Here is a 24,764-nt window from a genome sequence, read left to right on the forward strand (position 1 = left end):
ACATTCCGCTGTCGTCCCGGCGCAGGCCGGGACCCATAACCACAGGGAGCAGTTGTGGCACGAAGCTCGTAACTCCGAGTCTTCGCCGAACGCAACCCTGTGGTTATGGGTCCCGGATCTGCGCGCGCTTGGGGCGCGCTTGTCCGGGACGACGAGAGGAAGCGGCATTGCTGGATTGCTTCGCTGCGCTCGCAATGACGGCTATGGCTGGCTATGCTGCGCTCCTTAAAGATATCGAGGACCCGCCCATGCAATACCGTCAGCTCGGCCGCAGCGGCCTGAAAGTGTCGCCGATTTGTCTGGGCACCATGATGTTCGGCGGGCCGACCGATGAAGCCACGTCAAAACGGATCATCGACAAAGCGCGTGATGCCGGCATCAACTTCATCGACACGGCGGACGCCTATTCGAAAGGCGCCTCCGAGGAGGTGGTCGGCCGCGCCATTGCCAGCAACCGTAACGCCTGGGTGCTTGCCACAAAACTCGCCAACCCCATGGGCGACGATCCCAATTGCGGCGGCCTGTCTCGGCGCTGGGTGCTGCAGGCCGCCGACGACAGCCTGAGGCGGCTCGGCACCGACCACATCGACATCTACTATCTGCACAAGGAAGACCATTCGACACCGCTGGAAGAGACGGTGCGCGCGATGGGCGATTTGATCCGATCGGGCAAGGTGCGCTATTTCGGCGTCTCGAACTATCGCGCCTGGCGCGTTGCCGAGATTTGCAACATCTGCGACCGGCTCGGCATCGACCGGCCCGCGGTGAGCCAGCCCTATTACAACGCGATGAACCGCATGCCCGAGGTCGAGCATTTTCCGGCCTGCTCCTATTACGGCCTCGGCATCGTGCCCTACAGCCCGCTGGCGCGCGGCGTGCTCACCGGCAAGTACAAGCCCGATGCCGCCCCCGACAAGGAGACGCGCGCGGGCCGCAATGACACCCGCATGATGCAGACCGAATGGCGGCCGGAATCGCTGCAGCTCGCGCAGGAGATCAAGACTCACGCCGGGAAAAAGGGCATCACCGCCGGCCAGTTCGCAGTCGCCTGGGTGCTCAACTCCGCCTTCGTTTCCTCGATCGTCGCGGGGCCCCGCACCGAGGAGCAATGGGACGGCTACATCAGCGCGCTCGACTACCGCTTCACTGGGGATGACGAGGCGCTGATCGACCGACTGGTCGTGCCGGGGCATCCCTCGACGCCAGGCTACAACGATCCCGCCTACCCGATCGAAGGCCGGCGCGCGCGGACTGCGTGAAACCGGGAGACGACGATGGCGCATCAAGATCGCTACGGCCTGCCGCTCTCCACCATATCCGATGCGGCCGCTGGCGCCTATCGCGAGGGTGTCGACCTCATGCTTGCGGGCTGGACCGGCATGGCGGAGACGCTGGAGCGCGCCATTGCCGCCGACCCGGACTTCGCGCTTCCCCATATCGCCCGCGCGCGCATGCATGCCTTCTACCAGCAGGGCGATCTCGCCCGAAGCAAGGCGGCGCTCGCACGCGAGCTGGTCGCCAGGCGCGGCACCGAGCGCGAGCGCTCGCATGTCGAGACGCTGGCCCTTGCGATCGAGGGCCGGCTACCGGAGGCGATCGCATCCACGCTGAGGCACATCGACACATGGCCGCGCGATGCATTGGTGCTGTCGCTGCCGCTCGGCGCGTTCGGCCTGTTCGCCTTCTCCGGCATGGCCGACCACGACCGCGCACGGCACGAGCTGTGCGGACGTGTGGCGCAGCACTATGACGAAGACTGGTGGTTCCTGACCATGGCCGGCTGGGCGATGACGGAGAATGGCGACGTCGCGCGCGGCCGCGCCATGACCGAGCGCGGTTTTGACCTCCGCCGGGCCAATGCTCACGCTGCGCATGCGGTGCTGCACGCGATGTTCGAGGACGGCTCGATCGACGCTGCCGACCGCCTCGTCGACGACTGGATCCCCTCTTACGACCGCGCCGGAATCCTGCACGGCCATATCCGCTGGCACCAGGCGCTCGGCGCGCTCGAGCATGGCGATGCGGCACGCGCGCTCGCAATCTATGCCGACGTGCTCCAGCCGTCAGTCACGCAGGCGCCACCACTCAACGTTATCACCGACGCCGCCTCGCTGCTGTGGCGCCTCTCGGCTTACGGCCATTCCGTGCCGAAGGCGCTGTGGCTGGAAGCCGACGCCAGCGCGCAAAAACTGTTTCCGAAGTCGAGCCTGTCCTTCGCCGACATCCACATGGCGCTGTTCGCGGCGGCGACGCAAAACCACCCGGCGCTCACCACGCGCCTTGCGGCCATCGAGCAGCGCCTCGCCGAGGGCAAGCTGCCGGCCGGCCCCGTGGTGCCGGCGATCTTCCGCGCGCTGGCGGCCTTTGCGGATGAGAATTACGCGTCATGCGCGCAAACGCTGGCGCCCGTGCTCGCCGAGGTCGTGCGGATCGGCGGCAGCCACGCCCAGCGCGAACTGGTCGAGGACACCTATATCGTCGCACTCATGCGCAGCGGCGAGCTCGCCCGCGCCCGCACCCTGCTGGGCGCCCGCCTGCACCGCCGGCCCTCACTTCGCGATACGCGCTGGCAGGCGGCGATGGCCTGAGTTCCGCCACGAAAAAAACACCGGCCTGACGGCAAGTGGCGGCGGACGGTTTGGACGATTTGGACAAAACGCCGTCGGGGTGGCGCGGTGGTATTCCAGGCGGGACTTGCAGGACAAACGGGATCGCAACCAATTTGCGGTTCGATGGTTATGGTGCGGAACCTGACCGTGGTTCCCTGGCACGTGAGCCTTCCAATGCGCCTCTGCCGATCGCTGCTGGCCGCGACCCTTGTTTTCACGGCCACCCTTGCCGCTTTGGCAAGTCCTTGTTTTGCCGAGACTTCCAAGCCGATCCCGGTCAACAATCCGCCGGCGCTGCAGAATGCCTTCATCGATCTGCTGGCGCTGATGTCCGGCCACTGCAAGACCTTCAAGGTCGCCGGGCGCACCTTCGCCTGCAAGACGGTGGCCTACGCCCATGGCGACAAGGGCCGCGTCAATTTTGCGGTCGCGGTCGACGATCCCTCCGACGACAGCCACGTCGTGTCGTTCTCCGGCGAAAACGGCAAGCGCGCCGACGACAATTCCTACGAGCTGCCGATCGACCGCATGCTGCTCAACTCCAAGGACCGCCCCAGGGTCGACGGCCTTCCGGTGCCGGCCGAGCAGACCTCCACCGGCCTCTGCCGCCAGACCGGCAATTTCGCCGCCAGGAAGGTGACCGACGTCACCTGCTCCGCCACCGACAGTGAGGGCCGGCGCTACGAATTGCTGTTCGTCTCCGACGGCACGCCGGTCAGCGTGCGCCGCATCCGGCAATCGGCGCCGTCGATCCAAGATCCCTTCAAGTAACCCGTTCAGTAGCGATCACGCGAATGCCTTCTCCAGCGTCGCGAAGATGACCGCGAGCGACTTGTCGTGCCGCGTCACCGGCGGCACCGGGCGATCGATCTTCATCAGTCGATAGACCGCCATCTGCGCCGCGCGCACCGAATATTCGACGGTGAACACGACGTCGTCGGGGATTTCGACGAACTGGCTGACGAAAGCGAGGTTGACCGAACTGTTCGGCACCGGCAGCGGCCGATCCGTCAGGTTGCGCGGCATGAACATGCTGGTGATGTAGGGCATGCGGCAGGGCACGCAGATTGCGTCCTCGAACACGCCCGCATCGAAATTCAAATGGCCACACAGCTCCTTGAGTATCTCCGCGCCGCCGCAATCGGACATCGGCTTCGCAACGAAATTGCCGACACGGTCGGGATGCAGCGCATAGCCCCAGAACACCTGCACATTCTTCGGCTGTCCGGCGAAATGCGGCTGGTGATAGAGCACGACCGACATCAGCCAGTTGGAATCCTTGAACGTGACGAGGCCGCCGGTGCCCGCACGGTTGCCGGAGAACGCCTCCATCCGGTCGAAGAAGAGTGGATCGCGGCAGGTGACGGTGAAGGACAGCCAATAGGAATCAGGGATCGAGCTGTTGAACGCGGCGGGGTTGCCGAATTCGGGACGCTCCTTCGCGATCGTCTCCCACAGCGCCCAGCCCTGGCTGTCTTTCTTGGTCAGATGCGGCGGCGGCTCGGTCATGGTGCCGAGGCTCGAGGCGTCCGTCATCGAGCCGTTCTGGAAGAATACGAGATCGCCGTCCTCGAGCCGGACATTGGCGATGCGGCCGTCGCGATCGAGCACGAGCTGGCGCACCCGCAAGCGCCCGTCCTCGTTCTCGATCGCCATGTCCGTGACGCGCGTGCCGCGCACGAATTGCACGCCCTGCCGCTTCAGCCAGTCGGCGAGCGGCCGCACGATCGCATCGTACTGATTGTAGACGGTGCGCTTGACGCCGGCGAGCGTCTCGATTCGCGGAAACTCGTTCATGAAGCGGTGCAGATAGCGCTTCAGCTCGACCGCGCTGTGCCAGGGCTGGAACGCGAAGGTGGTCTGCCACATGTACCAGAAATTGGACTCGAAGAATTTCGGCGAGAGCCAGTCGGTGATGCGGCTATTGCCGAGCGTCTCCTCCGAGGCCTCGGTGAGCCGCAGCAGCTCGAGCCGGTCGCGCGCGGAGAAACCCATATGCGAGACGTCGACCTTGAAACGGTTGCGATCGACCAGCCGCGCCTTCGAGTGCGCCGGGTTCTCCAGGTTGAATGCGATGGTCTCCTCGCGCACGCTGAGGCCGGGATGCTCGAGCGAAGGGATGCTGGAGAGCAGATCCCAGGTGCATTCGTAGTGATCGGTGGTCAGCATTCGCCCGCCGCGCAGCGAATAGGCGCCGTTCGCGAGCAGCGTGCCGTCGAGGCTGCCGCCGACCAGCGGCTGCGCCTCGTAGATCACGATGTCGCGCCCGGCCTGCTGCGCATCGCGGATCAGGAACGCCGCGCCCGCGAGCGATCCAATGCCACCGCCGATGAAATACGCCTTCATGACTTGCCTCGATTGCCGTTCGAACTCGCGGGCGACATTGCATCGCGAGGCAGCGGCCGAAGTTGCGCTGGATCAACCGCGGGGAGAGGCGAAATCACGTCGGCGTTATCGGCGCGGGCTTCTTCGCATAGACGTGCTCGATCTCGTCTGCGAAGCGGCGTTCGAGCGCGGGCCGCTTGTTCTTCAGCGTCGGCGTGAGCAGGCCGCTCGCGATGGTCCACGGGTCCAGCGTCCACCACACCGCGCGCGGCGTCGCGTAGGACGGATAGGCCTTCACGGCCGCCGCGATCCTGGCCAGCAGCGCAGCCCGTTCCGCCGCGCCGCCTTGCTTGCCGCTCGCCGCCAGTCTTTCCTTCTCCTGCACCCAGGCTTTGGCGTTCAGCACGACCAGCGCAGTGAGGAACGGCCGCTGTTCGCCGACCACCAGCGCCTGCTCGAACAGGGGATCGGCGAGGATCGCGGTCTCCAGATCCACCGGCGCGATCTTCTCGCCGGTGGACGTGACCAAGATGTCCTTGATGCGGCCGGTGATGGTGATGCGCCCGTTCTCGATGCGGGCCTGATCGCCGGTGTGCAGCCAGCCGTCGGCGTCCTTGACGCGGCGTGTCTCCTCCGGCTTGTGCCAATAGCCGAGCATCACGCTGGGGCCGCGCACCAGCAACTCGTCGTTCTCGCCTAGCCTCACCTCGACGCCGTCGAGGACATGGCCGACCGAGTGCGGATCATTGTCCTCGATGGTGTTGACGGAGACCACCGGCGAGGTCTCCGTCATGCCGTAGCCCTGGAGCACGTCCAGCCCGAGCGCGAGAAACAGGCGAATGACGGGCTCCGCGATCGGCGCGCCGCCGGAGATCGCGACGCGCAGGCGGCCGCCGAGCCGCGCCAGCACCTTGTCGGCGACGAGCCGTTTGAGCAACGGCCAGGCCAGCCGGTCCAGCAGCGACGGCACGCCATGCCGCTGCCGTGCATCGAAACGCCGCCCGCCGACGGCGATGGTGAGGTCGAGCAGCAAGCGCTCGATGTAACTTGCTGATGCGCGATGCTGCATGATCAGCGCGAAAATGCGCTCGTAGATCCGCGGTACCGAGACCAGCACCGTCGGCTGCACACGCTTCAGGTCCTCCGAGAGTTGTGGCACCGAGCGGGCATAGGCGACGCACGCGCCGGCCGCGATCGGATAGTAGTAGCCGCCGGTGCGCTCGAAGGTGTGCGAGAGCGGCAGGAAGGACAGGAAGACGTCATGGGGTTCGGCGGCGATGCGGTGCGCGATCGCCTTCACATTGGCGACGACATTGCCATGCGAGAGCATCACGCCCTTCGGCCGCCCGGTGGTGCCCGAGGTGTAGACGATGGCGGCGAGATCGTGCGGCTCGATCGCGACATCTGGCAGCGGCGCGGTAGCGCCGGGGGCTTGCGCGAGCCAATGGTCGAGCCCGACGATGCGGGCATTCGGCGTGATGAGCCCGCTTGCATCCGCGCAGACGACGCGCTTGAGATGGTCGAGCGGCTGGCCGGTCGCCACGATCGCCTGCCAGCGCTCCAGCGTATCGACGAACAAGAGCAGCGCGCCGGAATCGACAAGGACGTAGGCGATGCTGTCGGGATTGTCGACGGCATGCATCGGCACCGGCACGAGGCCGCGCGACAGCGCCGCCTGGTCCATGGCGATATGCGCAATGCCGTTCGGCATCAGGATGGCGGCGCGTTCGCCCGGCGCGAACTCCTCCGCGGCGAGCGCGCGCCGCCACAGCTCGAATCCCGCATCAATCTCGCGCCAGGACTGGCTGACCCAGCGCTGCGCGGTCGCATCGAAATGACGATAAGCCTCCGCCGCCGGCGTCGCCTCGACGCGCCAGCGCAGCAGTTGCGGCAGCGTCTTGATGTCGGCAAGACCGTCCGGTTGACTCGCCTGTCCCGGCATGGCGTCCTCTCGCATCTCTCGATTCCCAGCATTTGGTGCCTCGACACTAGGCCGGCCAGTCCTTGCCGCTTTGATCCTCAGCAAGGCGGCCATGCAGGGAAGAGACGCTGCGCTGCGTCCGGGGCACGAAAGCTGTCGCGAAACGAGGGAAGATCGGCATTGCGCGCTGTCCCAGTCGCCTCGCATATTCGCTTTTACAACCCGTGCGAAAGGTCCGATCATGCCCGACCCCTTCCCCGCTCTCATCGTCGTCGACGTCCAGCGCGCGTTCGACGAATGGGAGGCGGCGGGACAGCGGCGCAACAATCCGGATGCGGTGGCGCGGATCGCGGGTCTGCTGAAGACGTTCAGGGCGCGCGGCGCGCCGATCTTTCATATCCGCCACGAGGGTACGAAGCCGAATTCATCGTTTCTGCCATCGCGTTCCGGCTACGCCGTCAAGGACGAGGCGCGCGAGCAGCCGGGCGAGACGGTCATCGTCAAACGCGTCAACAGCGCCTTCATCGGCACCGACCTGGAGCAGCGCCTGCGCGCGGCCGGCATCGGCACGCTCGTGATCTGCGGCGCGACCACCAATCATTGCGTGGAGACGACGACGCGGATGGCCGGCAATCTCGGTTTCGATGCGCAGCTCGTGCGCGATGCGACATGGACGTTCGACCGCATCGGGCCCGACGGCGACAAGCATTCCGCCGAGGAGATCCATGCGATGACGCTGTCGAACCTCAACGGCGAGTTCGCGCGCATCGTCACCAGCGACGACGTGGTCGCCGCGTTCGCGGCCAAGTGATGGCAGGAATGCGATCAATGCCGATGATGCGACAATAAATCTCACGAGCCCACTCATGCGCGCGAATCGGACGTCGCAATACTGCGTCGTTTCGACGCCCGCACTGGCCGGAACGCGGGAAGCGCCCATCTGTTGTCACACGACATTCAACTGGAGTGATGACACCATGAAGTATCTCATTGTCGCGATGGCGGTCGGTGTTGCGGCGCTTGCCGGCGGATCGGCGGCGAACGCGGCCAATAATTCAAGCGCGAAGCAGAACGCGCAGGCCGGCCAATCGACCGACATCAGCGCGCAGCACCGGCACCACGGCCATCGCCACCATCATCACTGGCGTCATCATCACCACCATCATGGCTACTATCGTCCGCACCACCGGAGCTACGGCTACTACCCGCGGCATCACGGCTATTACGGCGGCGGGCCGTACGGGTATTACGGCGGCGGCGGTCCCTCGGTGACGTTCGGCTTCGGCGGCAGCCGCTGGTAAAAGGAAAGGCCCGCGATGCGGGCCTTTTTCTTACCCCCGCAAAATCATCCCTGCCGTCTCCTGGCCGCTCGCCAGCGCCGCCTCTACCGTGCCCATGTCACGGCCGCGATAGAGAGCTTCGCCGGAAAACAGCACCAGGCCATCGGCACGCGCGAGGATCGCTTGTGCCGCACGCGTCCGCGGCGTCGCCCAGGAATAGGCACCGCGGGCAAAGGGATCGTGTGCCCAGTTGGTCGCCGCCGCCGCGACGAGCTCGCGCGCGATGTCCTCGCGCGACAGCTTGAAAATGGCGGCGAGCGAATCGAGCCCGGCATCGATCAGTCCCCGCGGATCGAGGTTGTCCAGCTCCGCCGTGCGCGGGCCGCCGAACCAGCCGGTGAGCACGGCCTGCCCGCCCGGGTATTGCGTCCACCACACCGGGATGGTCCGGTCGGACAACAGGAAGGTCATGGCTGCGAGATCCTGGTGCCGCTCGCGCCACCACGGCCGCGCAAACCGCAGCAGGATCTTGATGACGTTGCCGAAGCCGATGTCGCCCGCAGCAGCAAGCCTCGCGCGCGCGCTCGCCGGCAGGGCCATCTCGCGCAACAGCGGCAGCGGCACGGTGAGGATCACGCGATCACAGACGTGGACATCGCCGCCGGCGCAGCGAACGGCCGCCGTGTCGCCGCCCTCCTCGATCGCCGACACCACGCAGCCGAGATGGATGGTCACGCCGAACCTGCGGCAATCGGCGGCCAGAAAGTCGATCAGCGCGCCATAGCCGCCATCGATGCGCGCCTGCGGCGCGTGCCCGCCATCCATCCATTCCTCACGCAGCGCCAGCGTCGAGGCGCGCTCGGGGTCGGCCGCGTCATAGCCCTCGACCATCCGCTCGATCGATTGGCGCATCGGCGCATAGTCATCCCCGGCGAAATGCCGGCGCAGGAACTCGGCGACGGAGAGATCGTCCTTCAAGTCCCTCAGCACGGCCTGAAGCTCCGCCTCGTGCGGATCGTCGCGCTCCTCGCGCGAGAGCGTCATTCCGTCAAAGCTCCACTGCTCGCCCGCGATCTCGCGAAGGGACAGCCCGGCCTCGCGCAGCAGCTCGCGCGTGACCGGCGCCTCGCCATGGACGAATTCGGCGCCGCCCGCGGCGGGGTAGCCGAACTCCTCAACCGGCAGCGGAAGGATGCGGCCGCCGCAGCGCTCGCGCGCCTCCAGCACCGTCACCTTGCGGCCGGTCCGCGCCAGTTCGCGCGCCGCCATCAGGCCGGCCGCGCCGGCGCCGACGATGACGATATGTTCCGTTGTCTCGGGCATAGCCGCGCGTTACCGGCTCGCGGCTTGCGGATCGTTCTTGATCAGATAGCGCAGCAGCAGGACATCGCCGCCGAGCTGGCGCGTACTCTCCAGCGTCATCGCGGTGATCGGCGCGCGCTTGTCGCTGTCCGCCTCCGTTGAAGAGAACACGAAGGGCGCGCCCTCTGCGCCATCGATCGCGGGGCTGAGAATCAGGTTGAACTCGTCGATCAGACCGGCGCGCAGGAACGCGCCATTGGCGACGCCGCCGCCCTCCACCAGCAGCCGCTTCACCCCTAACTCGCGGCTGAGAATGTCCAGCACCAGCGCCAGATCGAGCTCGGACTTGCCGGCAAAGATGTAGGAAATGCCTTCGCCCCGGAGCCCTGCGAGATGGGAATCCGGCACGCTCTCAGTCAGCACGACGACGATCGGATCGCCGCCGATGTCCGAGCGGCCCCAGCCGATCTTGCCCCGCGCATCGAGCACGATTCCATAGGTCTTGGCGTCCCGCCGCGCGAACCAGTTTTCACGCGGCAGCTTCGCGTCGTTCGTCGCAGGATAAGGCTGGCCCCTGGCGAACTCCGAGCCGGTGACGCGGCCGATCACCCAGGCATCGCCGCCGAGCTCGTCATGAATCTTCTCGAACCAGTCCGTGCCCGCCCCCTTCGGGCGCCAGCGGCTGGGATGCGTGCGGCCATCGAGGCTGGAGTGCATCAGACAGATGACATAGGGCTTCATGCAAAGTCTCCGAGCATCACTCAGGCCGAGGCTGCCGGCCCATCGCCCTTCTCATCGCTCCTGGCGCGATCGTTGACGATCACCGCGAGCGGATTGAGCTTTGGTGGCGCGACCAGCTGCAGCGTGTTGGTATCGCGATGGTCGAACGGCGCGCCGCGCACGAACAACTCGGTCTGGATCAGATAGGTCCAGCTGCCGTCGTCGTTGAAGGTGATGTCGCAGCGATAGGAGTCGGTGCGAAACGCCTGTTCCAGAAAGTCGGTCGAGCAGATCCCGTAGGCGGTATCGCCACGCTTTGCGGTGACGGAGATCGTCCTGTCGTCGGGCCCGGCCTTGCCCGAAGCCAGCAGCACCTGCCCGCGCGGAATCGCCAGCGTCTGCATGATCAACCCGGTCGCGGGCTCCCACAGCCAATAGCCGACCTGGTCGTGGAAGGTGATGTCTTCCTCGGGCGTGTTGATGTGGATGTGATAGCGCAGCCCGTACAGCAGCTGCGGCCCGTTGGCCTGCGGATCGATCGGGTCCATGCGGATGCGCTCGATGAAGGTCCGCCGCTCCGGCCCCTCCGCCTTCGGATTGATGTCGATGCCCTTGTCCGCCTGCCAATGCCCTGCGAGACGGCGAAGCGGGCCGAGATTGGCAAGGCCGTCGGGCGAGACGTCCTCGGGCTCGGTGAAGATATCGGCGGGAATGGGGAGCATGGCGGCCTCGCGGGAAAGTTGCGGAGGCAGCAATAGCATGGCGGCGCGGGCGTGGCGCGTGCTCAGGCCTCACAATCGCGAATGGACACCGGCGTTGCGCGCGGGACGATTGTCGGGCTTTTCGACAAGACGACGAAGCCGAACCCGTTCGGTTGGGCTCCGCCGCCGGGACGTTTAGTGGCGATGATCGCGGACCTCGGGCTGCGTGCGGTGGTCCCTGACGATGGTCTGATTGCGATGGTCGCGCACAATCGGCGGGTCGCGATGATCGCGGACGATGGTCAGCGCGCTCGCGGGCGTCACCGCGCTTGCCAGGGTGATCGCTGCGAAGGCCACAAGGATGATATTGCGCATAAGTCTTGTCCTCTTCCCGGTGGATCACTGCGAGCCACCTGACGCCAAGCTAGATCGACCCGCTGGAACGATATGTGTCGGCGATCACGCGGCGACGATCGAGACGTCGGCGATCACGCGTCATCCGCAGCACGAAGCGCATGGCGGCTTGTCCGTCGAGCCCCCCTGCGAAGGACAGACGCGCGACGCGATCTTCGCGACGCTCGGCGTGTCCGTCAGCACCGTGAAGAGTCACCTCGCTGACGTTTCCGGTGTCACCGGAGGCGGCTCTCAAGCCGCTTCCGACACCGATTTCGCACGCTCCTCGAGCACGCCGATCGTCGAGACCAGATTGTCGCGCCGCGCTCGGAGGTTCAGTGCAAGCAGCGGATATGTCGGCTGAAGCACGTCGAACACGCCGGCTTTGGCTTCCTCCTCGAGAATGTCGGTATTCAACAGCCGGACGCGCCACCACAAATCGGCGATCAGCGCATCGAGCCGGAGTTCTCCGGCAGTACCAGAACGGGACATTTCTTGCATCGCTTGCCTCAACCTGAAACGGGCCTCCCTGCCGAGGCCCGGCTTTGGTCAAGACTGAGCAAATGGAGTGCCAGGATCGGCGGGTGCGATTTGGCTCGGGAATTGGCTCCGCGCGGTGCGGTCCTTCGGCTCTCAGCGGGAGCTGAACGTGCCAGGGGACCACCAGGTCTTGCCCCCTTCCAAGCTATTCCTAGGGAGGCTTCACCTGCTCAGCTTTCCTGCTCTTGGGCGGCGGGCGATGATGACAAACGCCGGAGGCATTCAGCTCACGCCGCCCGCCGTTTCCGTCGCGCCGGGGGAGCCTGCCACGAGAGGCCGGCGAGCGGCACGGGCTTGCTGAAGTGAAATCCCTGGCCGAGCGGGATGCCGAGTGACTGGAGCCGTTTAACCTGCTCGAAGGACTCGACCCCCTCGGCGACGATCGAGAGCTTCAACGTCTTCGCGAGTTGCACGATGGACTTCAGCACGGCGACGGTCTCGCAGCGATCGATCCTGTCGATGAACGATTTGTCGATCTTGACCTTGTCGAAAGGAAAGGCCGTCAAATAGGACAAAGACGAGTATCCGACACCGAAATCGTCAAGGGCAATGGAGACGCCGAGCGCCTTGAGGCGCTGCAGCGTCTTGAGGTTCTCCTCGGTGTCGGCGAGAAATACGCTCTCGGTGATCTCGAGTTCGAGCCGGGTTTGCGGAAGGCCGCTCTGCGCCAACGCAAACGTCACGGTGTCGACGAGATTGGTGCCGGCAAATTGCAGGGCAGAGAGATTGACGGCGACCTTAACGTCGGCCGGCATGCTCATCGCATCGCGACAGGCCCGGGCAAGCACCTGATTGCCGAGCTCGACGATCAAGCCCCCCGCCTCCGCAACCGCAATGAACTCAGCCGGAGGAATGTAGCCCCTGGTGCCGTGATGCCAGCGCGCCAGCGCTTCGACCGATTTTACCCGGCCGGTGCCGAGCTCGATCACGGGCTGATAGAATACCTCCATCTCCTCGCGCCAGATCGCTTCGCGCAGCTCGATCTCGAGCACGTTGCGCTGATCCGCTTCCGCCTTGAGCTCCGCTGAATAGAGGTGGAAGCAGCTTCGGCCGGCATTCTTCGACCTGTAGAGCGCAAGATCGGCGTTGCGGAGGATCTCATCGACCCGCGTGCCGTGCTCGGGCACGAGCGCAAGGCCAATGCTACAGCCGATCACGACGGGATGGCCATCGATGTGATAGGGCTCGGCAATGGCCTGGACCAGCCGCTCGGCCAGGCTTGCAGCGCCGTCGCGCATCGCGGCCACGATCACGGCAAACTCGTCGCCGCCAATTCGCGCCGCCGTATCGGCATCACGAATCTGCGCCTTGATCCGGTCGGCAACCTGCTTCAGCAACGCGTCGCCGCATTGATGGCCGAGCGCATCATTGACGGACTTGAACTTGTCGAGATCGAGCAGGAGGACGGCGAACGCAGGCTCCAGCCGGCGTGAGCTGGCTAGCGCCTCGTCGATGCGCTCCTTGAACAGGTTGCGGTTGGCAAGGCCGGTCAGGCTGTCGTAATGCGCCAGCCGCTCGATGCGGTCCGCCGACGCCTTTCGCTCGGTGATGTCCTCATGAGTAGCGACCCAGCCGCCACCCTCGCGCCGGCCGTAGGAGATGTAGACGACCCGTCCATCGGGAAACTGCACGGTGTTCGAGATCTGCTCCGACCGGGCGAGCCGGTTCTTCAAATCGACGAGATAGGCCTCGACGTCGAGCACGGCGGTCTGTTTTGCGAATATATCCCGGAAATGCATGCCGATCCGAATGTCTTCCGGCAGGAGGCCATAGAGTTCGAGCCATTGCGGGTTGAATGCGATCAGGCGGTCACGGCCATCGAACATGCTCAAGCCCTGGGGAAGGTTCCGGAGCGCATCCTCGAACTTGCTGGCAAAATCGCGCCGCTCGCGGTGAGCGCGATCCAGCGCCTGCTGCCGTCGCCAATGGAATGTCGTCGCGGCGAGGATAATGAACGTCAGCAGCAGCGCGCCGCCGAGATAGACCTTCTGCCTGAAGGCGGAGCGGGAATAAATCTCCTGCTCCGAAATGCCGACGGTGAAGATGAGCGGAAACGCGCGCGACCTGCGCGCCGTGATCAGCCGGTCGCTGCGGTTCGGCCGGTTCTCGTTCCAATATTGCACATAGAAGCCGTCACCGAGCTCGCCCTCGACGCGGCTGGGTGTGCGTTGTCCCAGCACGGAGCTCTGGTCCACGCCCCGGGCGGCGAGCACGACGTAATTCGCATTTCTGAGCACCAGCGTTCCTCCGACGCCGAGCTTTGCCGTGTCGTAGAACCTGCCGACCACGTCGACGCTGATCGAGCCGACGATCACCCCGGCCGGATTCCGCGCGAGGTCGAACAACTTTCTTGCCAGCTGGATCGTCCATTTGTTCGAGGCCCTTCCCAGCACCGGCTTGGCAACGTAGAGGCGATCGTCGGCTTGCGCCATGACATTGATGAAGTGTTCGCGATCGCCAAGATAAAGCGGCGGACCGGAATAGCCCGCGGTCGTGTCGATCATGTATCCGTCTGATCCGATCAGTGCGAACTGAACCACGTCGCCGGTCGCAATGCGGGCCGTGTCCGACCATGACTTCAAGCTGAAGGTGAGCGGATCCTGGGCGTAGAGCGCTCGCACCACCAGTAATGACTGATCGACGCGCTCGAAGATGCGTTCGGTGTTTTCCTCGAACAGTTCGGCGACGCTGTCGCCGTGCGACCGCGCCTGCTCGACCGCATCCATCCGCTCCGACGCGGTGATTGCGAAATAGCCGATCCAGACCAGGGGCAGAAAGAACAATGCGATCTGCAGCGGACCATTCCGCAGGATCGTTCTTCCGGCTTTGCGGACTGCCCCTGCGGGAATCACGACGCGCACCCCCGCTTCGGCCGCCAGGGCAGAACTGCGCTCGCCCGCAGTATTGGCATCGCCTTGTCTCCGCCTCGACTGCACAGGGACACCCGCGGCCGAAAGCGGCGCGCGGGTGCTGCTCTTAGCGCAAAGGTAGCTGAAACAGCCTTAAGTTTGTGTTTGGGCAAAGCTCAATTCTTCAGCTTAAAGCATCCGTATCATCACGGAGGTCGGCTGGCCTTGAGCAATCAGGTACACGGGCATGTCGAAAGCCGCACATTTTCAGCCGCCTTTGGACCTGCTTTTCAGATTGCCCGCGCAAGAACGATCGTGCCGGACAGGATGAGGACCCCGCCTGCCGCATAGCTCAATCTTCGGCCGAACGGCAGCAGCTTCTCGCCGGCGACATAGAGCGCGATGCCGATGATCCAGGCCAGGTTCATCACGCCGCCGACGAACAGCAATACCATCAGAAACCAGCAGCAGCCGACGCAGTAGCTGCCGTGGCGAAGTCCCATTCGCAATGCGCCGCGCGTGCCGGGCCGCCAATGTCGGCTGAGAAACAATAGCGGGCTCTCGCAGTACCGCAGGCACGCCTGTTTGAGAGGCGTGAACTGATAAAGCCCTGCTGCAATCAGAACGCCGCCGCCCAAAATCGCGCTGGTGCTTGCCATCGCCATCGACAGCAATCCGAAACGTTCGAACGCTCCTTGCACCAGGACCGCAGCGAGACTGAACCCCGCCCACGTCACGAGATAGCCGGCGAGAAAGATCCAGGTATCGATTGCGGCGCGGGAGGCGGTCTCCTGCTTGCGCTTGACGGTCGCATACAAGAGGACGGTGGGCACCGCGCTCGGCGCCATCATCGCGACCATCATCACCCACCACATCACGAACAGCAGCACGCCATAGAATGGCGTCCACGGCATCGGCGCCATGTCCGGCATGTCGGTCATCATCTCGGTGTCCATGCCGGCGCCCGCGGCGAGATAGGCCCAGGCGAGCGCCACCACTGCGGCAGTCCCGATCGCGACGACCAGCCGGTCGCGGTGGAGCAGGTGTTCCAGTATCGAGCGCCCCTGCATCGACTTGTCCATAGCGATGAGGAGCTGACACCGAGGTTTTGTGTCGGTGTCAGCGCCGCATCATGCGGCAACCCCCTCGGGCGTCTGCACGACATTGGCGAGCGAGCTATGCGTACCCCGGGTCTCGAACGGGATCGCCCCGGTCGAGCGGATGTTGGCGGATGCGACCTCGGCCGCCCGATGTTCGAACCCCTCGGGCATGACCACCTGGATGCGGTGCGGATCACCGGTGACCGGGTTCTTGATCGGCTCGACATCGGTCTCGAGCACGCCCCTGGCGACGAGTTTTGCGACGCGTCCTTCCTTGTCGAAGGAAAACTCGAACGGTGCAAACACCGGATCGTGAATCCTGGTAACGATCATGCTGACGATCTGGAAAAGCGTGCCTTCGGCCGAATGCTTGCCGGAAAAGATATCGAACAACGCCTGACGCTGCTCCGCCGTGGCGCGTTCGTCGATGATGGGCTGGATTGTCCCGTTGCCCTCATGAAGCGGCCCAGGGAAGTCGACCGTGATCGCAAAGCAGAGACCATCGAGCCTGGTCCCTTCGAAATGTCCCCTGGCGATCCGCATGGCGACCATTCCCTTGCAATAGCCTTGGGTCGGCCGTGCGTTGAAATCGCAGGGACAGCCAAACGCGCAGGTGCAGTTCTTCATCCATTCGCCTTCGAGACGCCAGTCCGATGCAGCCATGGCACATCTCCCAATGTGAGCGGGGACGCGGCAGCCATTGACGATTTGTTCAGCGTTCTTGTCGAGGCAACGCGAAAAGGCGCGAGCGGGATCGAGGTACGATCAGAAGGCCGGCATCGCAGAAAAAGTGTGGTGGCGAGCTGCCGTTTACCGTCCAACGATCATATCAGCGGCCGCCGGCCACGTATAGCGAACGAGGGTAGTGCCTCGGGAGCAGCCACATCTCGGGGATGTCCGACGTCAGGGGAATGGTGCCCAGGGGCGGATTGCGCTTTCCGACGTCATTGTCATTGAAATATCTAGCGAATTTCTAGCAGGCGGCGAGAATGTTTACCATGCCTGTAACACACCAAATGACTCTATTGCGGTTGCACCAGCGCCCCTGGAACCTAGCTGAGCGCACCGTGAAGGCTTTCGAGCGCAGCTACGTAAGCCTTGAGGTAAAGAGTTCTATGGAGGTCGCAGCTCGCATCTTCCACATGGAGCACGCGCTGGAAGGTTACTGACTAATAGTTCCTCAACGAAGGCTCTTCTCCGCTTCTGCAAGGAAAAGCACACTCGCTGACGCCATGTGCAGCAAGCTCATCCGGCGGCTCGGCAGTGGGGCCAGAGCCGGCACCGTGGCTGGCTGATCGACTACCTTCTCCTTTACCCAGCGGATTGATCTTGGTCGTTCTCGAGCAGCCGACCATTCTGAAGGAGGTCTCTCATAAACGGTGCCACGCCGTCTTGTTCATATTGCTTCATCGAAGCCTGACGTCGTTCTTCGGACAATTGGATGAGTTTCTGGCCAGCTTCAATTTTCTGGTCGTCCATGGGGCCAAAGAACACTTCACCCCATTTTTCCATTAACTTCTTTTCAACACCGGCGAATGAAAAGTCGTCGTGCCAGCCTCTTTGTAGAACTAGATACAACAACTTTGCGCAAGATTCAGGGAGGTCCTTACCTTTGAGAGCTTGCCCATAAAGCCACAGCGCCAAATCCGCAATCTGGATACCAGGGCTGTGTTTGTCCGAGCTGATTACGAAGTCACTCCCTGGGGCCATCTGCAGGCTATAGCTTTCACCTGCCCACTCGATCACGTCAGGCGATGCGTTCGAGAACATCTTATGCCAAGTTTGCAGCATTGAGCCAAATTCGCTCTGCTCATCATGGGTAATACGTTTGATTTTCTTTTTCCAAAGCTCCGAAAAATTCTGCAGACCTCTGAGCAAATTTGCAAAAGCGACAAGATTGGGAAAGTGCCCCTGCTTTGCAATCTTCTGCTCCGTTGCGAAATGAATGCTTTCCGGGTGCTGAATAATCCAATCAAGCCCAGCACCCAAGACTTCCCTAGATCGTTCGTCGGGCAAGACATGCAGTTGCGCCTTCAGCGCAGAACATATGGCCGGAAGCGCCTCTCGGGATTTGTCTTCGTTCGGCAGCAGGAGGCACTTCCAGAAATTCTTAGCTATCTCGTCATTGATTGTTGCCGCGAGCTTGAACGCAAGCATAATTTTCAGTGGCCGAATATTGTACACGTGCCAGGGAACGGCCGCATTCTCTCCGGAGTCAAATAGAACGTCGAACATCTTGGTCGCAAGCAAGTATCGCTTTTCCACGCGCGAGACAAAGAAGTGGACGTCGGCCGTATTCAGTAGGGAATGGAGATCGTCGGCGATCGATTCTAGTCGGCTCAATCCGAGTTCGTTGGCATGCAGGGCATCAACACCTAGCTTTTTGGCAATAGCGCTTACCTGGCCTCCCCATCGAAGGTCAAAATCTCCTTTGCTAACCAACGCGGCGGTGAAGAAATCAGGCTGGGCTTCGTCAAAAATATTCTTCCCCGTGTTTCCTGATTCATCAACATAAACATAAACGGGTATCTTTGAAGCGCCCATTTCATAAGCCTTTATTTGTCCAGCTAGAGCGCGGTGCACGTGAAAAAATAAACGCCCATACCGCATCCACCTTCTCTTTCCAAATCGCATCTGGATAAGGCTCTTCTGGCAAATCGTTGAGCGTGAACCGGATGGTGCTTTGAACAGCGGCTCGGGTCTGCTGCTTGACCTGCCAATCATCGATGGCGAGCTGATCCTGTAATTTCTCGAAGAGGTTCCGCGCCACCTTCTTCACCGCAGTTTCCTGTGCCTTAGTCAGCTTTGGTTCTGGCTTGGTCAGCAGATCGAAGATCGCAAGCTCATCTTCGGTAAGGTTCTCCCGCGCGGCCCGACGCTGTTCCTCATCCATCGCGGCAATAAGCGCCTTGAGCGCTTCAAAGAACGCCTCTACGTCCAGCGTACCAAGATTGTATTGCTCGACCAGCTTCTCTAGCTTCTCGACAAACTGCACGCGCAAAGGATTCTGCGCGGCCATCTTCCGGGCTGTTTCCTCGGCTTCCTCCCTTAGCGCCTCAGTTGCTGTGCGGGGCTGCTTGGCGAACAGTTTGGCGAGCTTTTCGAAGTCTATGGCCGAGAGATCAACCCGCCCGCCCGCGGCGTCGCCCTCGATGATTGGGGCTGTGATCGCCACGCCCTCAATCTTTTCATCCAGCAGCGCTTCGATCTTCGCTGCGACCGCCGAGATGTCCACCGGACCGATCTTGCCACGTACTGCCTCGGCGAGGACATGCAGCGCCGCCACCGGCTTCTGGTAAGGTGTCGCCCGTTCGTCCGGCAGCAGCGCCTTGTAAGCCCGCTCCGCCGCGCTCACCACGCGAAAGAAGCCACGCCTGCGGTCGTCCGGCGCGATGAGTATTTCCACAGCCTGCCCGATGAGCGCCAGCCGCTGAAGCTTTTCTGCCCTGTAGATGGCGTCTATGTCGACGACCACACCGGAACAGAACTCGCGGGCCGTCTTCAATGCTGCCTCCAACGCATCCACCAGGGCCTGCTTGTCCTTGATCGGCGAGTCGCCGCCGCTTCCCTCGGTGGCGTAAACAGCTAGCGCCTTTTGCAGGCTCTGGAACACGCCCACGTAGTCCACAATGACGCCTGCATTCTTACCCGGAGCACGGCGATTGGCCCGCGCGATAGTCTGCATAAGCGTGTGGTTCTTCATCGGCTTGTCGAGGTAAACCGTGCTGCACGTCGGCACATCAAAGCCGGTGATCCACATGGCACAGACGAATACTAACCGCAGCGGGTCGCTCGCGTCCTTAAACTTCGCCTCCAGGTCTTCTCTCTGCATCCGTTCGCGGTGTGGCAGGATGTCGAGATCTTTTCGTTTCAGATCATCGATCTCGTTCTGGCTTTGGCTAACGACAACCGCCATGTCCAGGGATCGCATCCAGTCTAGCCGCTCGGTGAGCGCCGGCTTCTCTAGATTGGATACCTTCATGAGCTGTGTCTCGCGGGCCTTAAGTTCGTCTGCCCATGCAAGCTTTACCTTATCGTACATCCGGACGGCCGTAGCCTTGTCAATAGCGACGAACATGCCCTTACCGAGATAGCCCCGCGCCGTGAAATGACGCACGAGGTCCTTAGCGATCTCGTCCAGACGGTCATTACGAGTAATAAGGTGATATTGCGTCGCAAAAGTTCGCTGGAGTTTTTTCTCCTGCTCTTCATCCAGCACCGCTTGCTCTAAAAGATCGTCGAGCTCATCCTTCAGCTCATCCGCCGCGAGCTGCAACTCCGGCTTTCGCGCCTCGTAATAGAGCGGAACGGTCGCGCCATCGGCAATGGACTGCGCGAAGTTGTAGACGGAGATGTAGTCGCCAAAGACTTCCTTTGTGCGCTGTTCCTGTCCGGCAATCAGCGGCGTGCCGGTGAAACCGATGAAGGCCGCATTGGGTAGCGCCCGGCGCATGTTTGCTGCAAGCTGATCGTACTGGCTGCGGTGCGCCTCGTCCGTGATGACGACAATGTCGTTACGGTCCGAAAGCACCGGCATCGGTTCCCGATCGGCCGTCGAGAACTTATGTATGAGGGTAAAGATATAGCGCTCCTGCCCGGAGAGAAGATCGCGCAGGTGCGTGCGGCTCTGCGCCTGACAGTCCTGCACATTCTTGGTTAGCGCCCCCGTGGTCGCGAAGTTCTCTGCGATTTGGTCGTCCAGCTCTTGACGGTCGGTGACAATTACGAAGGTCCAGTTGCCGCCGAACCGTCGCAGAACCTTCTCGGCAAACATCACCATGGAGAGGCTCTTGCCGCTTCCCTGCGTATGCCAGAACACGCCAAGCCGTCCTTGGTTTTCGCCAATTTCCTTCACGGCCTCGATGGCGCGATTGACGCCCAGCACCTGATGGTACTTGCCGACGACCTTGCGCAGCCCTCCTTTGGCGTCGTCGAACAGCAGAAAATTCTCGATCAAATCAAGGAAACGTGTCGGCTCGCAGGCGGCGCGGAGCATCGTCTCCAGCGCAACGCTTTCCGGGCCGCCTTCCTCCAAGCGCTTCCAAGGGGCGAAGGTGTCGAACGCCGCGTGGCTCGCCCCCATCAAGGCTTCAAGTCCATTCGAAAGAACAACGAAGCCGTTGAAATCGAACAGGCCGGGAATTGTGTCACGATAATCTCGCAGGTTGGCCTCGAAAGCTTCCTGCACCGGCTTAGTGATGTCCTTCCATTCGATCAGCAGCAGAGGAATGCCGTTAACGAAGCCGATGGCATCCGGTCTGCGCGAATAAAGTGGGCTCTCGATCCAGGCTTGCGAGGCCATGAGGAAATCGTTCGCGACGGGGTTCACCCAGTCGATGAAGAAGGCACGCTCATCCTTCACCGAACCATCTGCCTGCTTCACCTGCACCACGACGCCATCGCGTAGGAGCCGGTAGACCTCGCGGTTGGCGGCAATCGGCAGCATCGCCGAGCGATTCGTTGTGAACTCAGTTTCGGCCTGCCGCAATGCTTCATCGGGAAGCGCCGGATTCAGCTTGCGGAGTGCGGCGCGAAGCCTTGCCGGCAGCACCAGTTCGCGAAAGGACAAGCGGCCTGTAGGATTGTCAGGCCCCGGCTCCTCGTCCATTAGGTCGGCGCGACGCCAGCCCAGCTCCTCCAGGAGATCAAGTCCCGGCGTTTCGACCAGTTCATCCTCACTAGTGATGACGCTGGAAAGAGATTTGCTGGGGCCCGCTGGCGTCATCAAGCGACCGCTTCCAGTTCACGCTCAGCGCCGGGAATGGAAAGTCCACCGGAGATGAGGCGGGGAATGAGAAGGTCTCGTGAGGCCGTCAGGATAGCTTGCTGCTGTTCGATGACGAAAGCTGCTCTGAGCTGCGACATCGCCACTTCCTCGTATCGAACGACCAGATTAGATGGAGGACAAACGATAGGAATGTTGTGGAGATGGTTACGGTTCAGTGTGGGGACTGCGGCCCCACCACGACGAATGTGGAGATCTAGACGACGCAAAAGATGCAACGCATAAGCAGGCGAGGCTTTGCGAAATTCTTTGACGTACAAGGTTGTGTTTAAGGGCCAGAGGTCTTCGTGGACAATCATCACATTGCCAATTGTGCCAGACCTACCGGTCACGATTGCCGGTCCCCTGACTTTTGCTGCGGCATGTGTTCCATGTACGCCTGAAGCGGAAATAACTGGAAAGGGCCCGGGCGTTCTTTTTGACGTGGGCAAATCAAAACCACGCTGTAAAACGAGCATATCTTCTAGCGGACGATGCTGCCATCCCTCCGGCCGCCGCCCATCCGGCGTGTCTATCGTCGCGTGGCATTCGTGCCCGGGATACCGGAATTGGACGAACCATTCATCGAACAGCCGCCGGGCCATTTCCTCCAGCACGGCAATCCGCCGCCGATTCACCTCGATCAGATCGTCATAGGCTTCGAGAATTGATGCAATGCGTCTTTGAAGCGGAAGAACAGGGACCGCAATCTTTCGCTCGCGGATGATTGATCCGCTGAGGTTCCTCTGTGCGCCTCCATGGGCGATCTTGATCCACGCGTTGCGATAGTACCGTATTGCGTAGAACAGAAATTGTGCATCACAGATGTCTGGATTGACGATCATAGCGCAGCAAGCTTGGTTACAGCTCATTGGGGAACGGACCAACCCAAGACTTCCAATAGTCCTTCCGTCCCCGTACATGGCCATCAGAACCGTGTTCTTGGGCAGGACTTTTGCCGAAGAATTTTCGACGGCTTCCTCGGTAATCCATTCGCTAATGGCGGACGGATCAATCACACGGTCTTTGAGTTCGCCAGTTTTGACCCAAGGGATCGTTCCATCTCTATAGTAATCAGGATTGTCCCGACGCGGCGTCCCGCCACTTGTTACCCGGGTGCAGCATTGCGCGATTGTTAGTTCTGGCCAAGCGGGCACTTACACCTCCAGCAAATCAGCGATATTCTGCTCGACCCTCGCTTGCAGCTGAGCCGCTTCCGCATTGAGCCTTCCCAGTTCCTCCTGCAATGCTTCGAGTTTTTCCCTGAAATCACTATCGTCGTCCGCCTGCCCCGGCACGACGCCGACATAACGGCCCGGACTCAGACTCCAGTCCTGCGCCTCGATCTCCTCGCGGGAGGCAATCTTACAGAGGCCCGGCACATCGCGGTACTTACCCTTGGGAAACACTTCGGCCATGCGCGGCCCACTGCCCGCCTCGGTCTCAATCTCCTCACCGCGCCAAAGACGGGCGATGTTGCCAAGAAACTCGATATGGTCCGCGTCAAAGGTGCGATGCGCCCTATCGACTTGGCGAAAAACGTGACGGGCATCGATAAACAGGACCCGATCGCCGCGCGGGCCTTTCGCCTTAGCCTTATCGAGAAACCACAGGACTGCGGGTACGCCGACCGTGAGGAACATTTTAGGACCCACCGCGACGATACAATCCACCGCGCCCGTCCCGATCAACCTCGATCTGATCTCGCGCTCGCCTCCACTGGCTCCCTCTGCACCGCTAGCCATAACGAAACCAGCGCGGCCCTTCTCGTTCAGGGCGGCATAAAACAGGTTGATCCAGATGTAATTGGCGTTGTTGACATTGGGCAAGCCAAGTGGAAAACGGGCATCGACCTTGCCTGCATCGTTCACAAGCTTAGCGCGGTCTACCTCTGGCTGGTTGAATGGCGGATTGGCCATGACGAAATCGAACCGGCCGAGGAGCTTGTGCGGATCATCGTAATAGCTGTTGGCCTCGCGAATTTCGCCGGAGAGACCATGCACGGCGAGATTCATCCGGCAGAGCTTCAATGTGTCGGACATCTTCTCGACGCCGTAGATGCTGATCTCCTTCGACGGCTCCCTGTGATGGCGAGCAACAAACTCTGCCGAATGGGTAAACATGCCGCCGGAGCCACAGGCCGGATCGAAGATCGCGCCATGATAAGGCTCGAGGATGTCGACCATGAGCCTGACGATGGAAGCGGGCGTGAAGAACTCCCCGCCCTTCTGCATATAGCTGGAGGCGAACTGGCCCATAAAGTATTCAAAGATGAGACCGTAGGCATCGCCTTCGATCTTCAGCGGAGCCAAGAGCCGCAAGAGCTCCTGCAACACGTCATTCGGCAGGCCCGCATAGCCCTGCGGCAGGACGCCCGCGAGATCGGGATTGTTATCCGCGATGGCCTTCATGGCCGCGTTGAGTTCGGCCCCAAGGTCGGCCGCGCCCGGCAATTTTAAAAGTCGCGAGAAGCGAGCGTTCTCCGGCAGGAACACCGCGCCTCTTGCCTGATAGTCCTCAGGAGCTGGTTTCAGGCGCCCCTTGTATTGGGGAGCCAACGCGGCATGGACCTGTTCGAACTTTGCCTCCATCTGCCGCAATGCGATGAGCGCCAGCACGGGCTGGGCATATTGGTCCGGCCGCAGCGTACTGTTGGTCCACAATTGGTCTGCCGCTGAATAGAGGCGCCATGAAAAGTCTTGTAGGTCGGTAGCCACTGATCCCCCAAAGTCGTGCGAAGCAGACGCGGGAGAGTACCTAATTCGGAGGCGGCATGCCAAGGCGGATAACTCCGGGCAGGCCCGGCACCGGACGATATCTGCAAAGGGTTACAAAGTAAGGAGTGGGCTCGGGGCGCCGGCCTTCGGGTTTCCCTGGCCCTTAGCAGAAACGGCACGCGCTATGGGGCTTCATACGACGCTCCAGATTTGCCGCGGAGGAAGGTACCATCTGCAGCCGCGCGGCGTTACGATCTCGCTACCGTTGGGCTCTTGCGCAATGTCCGCCGATGTTACGGCGCCTCCATCGTGGATGTCCTCGATTTCCGATGCAAGGTCCTTCACTGGTCGGCGCAGTGACTTAAGGACGATCGGGAAGGTTAAACCCGAGGAGCAGCGAGTTACCTGAAATCTCACTTCTAGCCAGCCAAAGGCGACCCCGTCCACGTCCCATTCGGAGCCTGCGAGTAGGACCGGCGGCCCCGGAAGCAGTTGTGCAGAACGCCTTCATCTACTTGGGCGAAATCGCGACTCGTGATAGCG

Annotated in this window: 18 protein-coding genes and 1 pseudogene; 5 read left to right on the top strand and 14 right to left on the bottom strand. The window is 62.2% G+C overall.

The window, feature by feature from the left end:
* Positions 1-248 precede the first annotated feature (248 nt).
* The 3 genes from XH81_RS16685 (at position 249) to XH81_RS16695 (ending at position 3,380) form a co-directional block, all read left to right on the top strand.
* On the top strand, positions 249-1,259 hold the full coding sequence (locus XH81_RS16685) for an aldo/keto reductase (RefSeq protein WP_028140719.1): 1,011 nt from the start codon (positions 249-251) through the stop codon (positions 1,257-1,259).
* Between the two features lie 15 nt (positions 1,260-1,274).
* The gene (locus tag XH81_RS16690; RefSeq protein WP_028140720.1) at positions 1,275-2,588 is read left to right on the top strand and encodes a tetratricopeptide repeat protein; all 1,314 of its coding nucleotides are present in this window, start codon (positions 1,275-1,277) and stop codon (positions 2,586-2,588) included.
* A 195-nt stretch (positions 2,589-2,783) separates the two neighbouring features.
* Positions 2,784-3,380: a hypothetical protein gene (locus XH81_RS16695; protein WP_028140721.1), complete on the top strand. Its 597-nt coding sequence runs from the start codon at positions 2,784-2,786 to the stop codon at positions 3,378-3,380.
* A 15-nt stretch (positions 3,381-3,395) separates the two neighbouring features.
* Here XH81_RS16695 and XH81_RS16700 read toward each other — a convergent pair.
* A pseudogene (locus tag XH81_RS16700) lies at positions 3,396-4,985 on the bottom strand (oleate hydratase); the annotation flags it as partial.
* Positions 4,986-5,049: 64 nt separating this feature from the next.
* Positions 5,050-6,891, bottom strand: a complete 1,842-nt coding sequence (locus XH81_RS16705) for an AMP-dependent synthetase/ligase (protein WP_085968031.1) — start codon at positions 6,889-6,891, stop codon at positions 5,050-5,052.
* A gap of 205 nt (positions 6,892-7,096) precedes the next feature.
* Between XH81_RS16705 and XH81_RS16710 the strand changes: the two genes are divergently transcribed.
* Positions 7,097-7,666, top strand: coding sequence for a cysteine hydrolase family protein (locus XH81_RS16710; protein WP_028140724.1), 570 nt, complete (start codon positions 7,097-7,099; stop codon positions 7,664-7,666).
* A gap of 166 nt (positions 7,667-7,832) precedes the next feature.
* Complete coding sequence (locus XH81_RS16715) at positions 7,833-8,156, top strand: hypothetical protein (protein WP_028140725.1); 324 nt, start codon at positions 7,833-7,835, stop codon at positions 8,154-8,156.
* A 30-nt stretch (positions 8,157-8,186) separates the two neighbouring features.
* On the opposite strand, the gene XH81_RS16720 is transcribed toward XH81_RS16715, so the two are convergent.
* From XH81_RS16720 to XH81_RS16775, 12 genes are all read right to left on the bottom strand, one after another.
* Positions 8,187-9,458, bottom strand: a complete 1,272-nt coding sequence (locus XH81_RS16720) for a flavin monoamine oxidase family protein (protein WP_028140726.1) — start codon at positions 9,456-9,458, stop codon at positions 8,187-8,189.
* Between the two features lie 9 nt (positions 9,459-9,467).
* Complete coding sequence (locus XH81_RS16725; protein WP_028140727.1) at positions 9,468-10,178, bottom strand: RibD family protein; 711 nt, start codon at positions 10,176-10,178, stop codon at positions 9,468-9,470.
* Positions 10,179-10,198: 20 nt separating this feature from the next.
* The gene (locus XH81_RS16730) at positions 10,199-10,879 is read right to left on the bottom strand and encodes an FABP family protein (protein WP_028140728.1); all 681 of its coding nucleotides are present in this window, start codon (positions 10,877-10,879) and stop codon (positions 10,199-10,201) included.
* Between the two features lie 174 nt (positions 10,880-11,053).
* Positions 11,054-11,233 (bottom strand): hypothetical protein, encoded by a 180-nt coding sequence (locus tag XH81_RS16735; RefSeq protein ID WP_028140729.1) that lies wholly within the window; start codon positions 11,231-11,233, stop codon positions 11,054-11,056.
* 270 nt (positions 11,234-11,503) lie between these two features.
* Positions 11,504-11,752 (bottom strand): hypothetical protein, encoded by a 249-nt coding sequence (locus XH81_RS16740; RefSeq protein ID WP_028140731.1) that lies wholly within the window; start codon positions 11,750-11,752, stop codon positions 11,504-11,506.
* Between the two features lie 266 nt (positions 11,753-12,018).
* Positions 12,019-14,574, bottom strand: coding sequence for a bifunctional diguanylate cyclase/phosphodiesterase (locus XH81_RS16745; RefSeq protein WP_097669120.1), 2,556 nt, complete (start codon positions 14,572-14,574; stop codon positions 12,019-12,021).
* 356 nt (positions 14,575-14,930) lie between these two features.
* Entirely contained in the window at positions 14,931-15,710 is a 780-nt protein-coding gene (locus tag XH81_RS16750) for a DUF2182 domain-containing protein (protein ID WP_244625870.1), read from the bottom strand.
* A 60-nt stretch (positions 15,711-15,770) separates the two neighbouring features.
* The gene (locus tag XH81_RS16755; RefSeq protein ID WP_038972182.1) at positions 15,771-16,403 is read right to left on the bottom strand and encodes a DUF1326 domain-containing protein; all 633 of its coding nucleotides are present in this window, start codon (positions 16,401-16,403) and stop codon (positions 15,771-15,773) included.
* A gap of 648 nt (positions 16,404-17,051) precedes the next feature.
* On the bottom strand, positions 17,052-18,350 hold the full coding sequence (locus XH81_RS16760; protein WP_271596281.1) for a DUF3800 domain-containing protein: 1,299 nt from the start codon (positions 18,348-18,350) through the stop codon (positions 17,052-17,054).
* Positions 18,286-21,465 (bottom strand): type I restriction endonuclease subunit R, encoded by a 3,180-nt coding sequence (locus XH81_RS16765; protein WP_271596312.1) that lies wholly within the window; start codon positions 21,463-21,465, stop codon positions 18,286-18,288. The genes XH81_RS16760 and XH81_RS16765 overlap by 65 nt, the downstream gene beginning before the upstream one ends.
* A complete protein-coding gene (locus XH81_RS16770; protein ID WP_271596282.1) occupies positions 21,465-22,661 on the bottom strand; it encodes a restriction endonuclease subunit S in 1,197 nt (398 codons plus the stop codon). The genes XH81_RS16765 and XH81_RS16770 overlap by 1 nt, the downstream gene beginning before the upstream one ends.
* Positions 22,662-24,221, bottom strand: coding sequence for a type I restriction-modification system subunit M (locus tag XH81_RS16775; RefSeq protein WP_271596283.1), 1,560 nt, complete (start codon positions 24,219-24,221; stop codon positions 22,662-22,664).
* Between the last annotated feature and the right edge of the window lie 543 nt (positions 24,222-24,764).

Source organism: Bradyrhizobium sp. CCBAU 25360, assembly GCF_028128695.1.
Classification (GTDB): Bacteria; Pseudomonadota; Alphaproteobacteria; order Rhizobiales; family Xanthobacteraceae; genus Bradyrhizobium; species Bradyrhizobium ottawaense.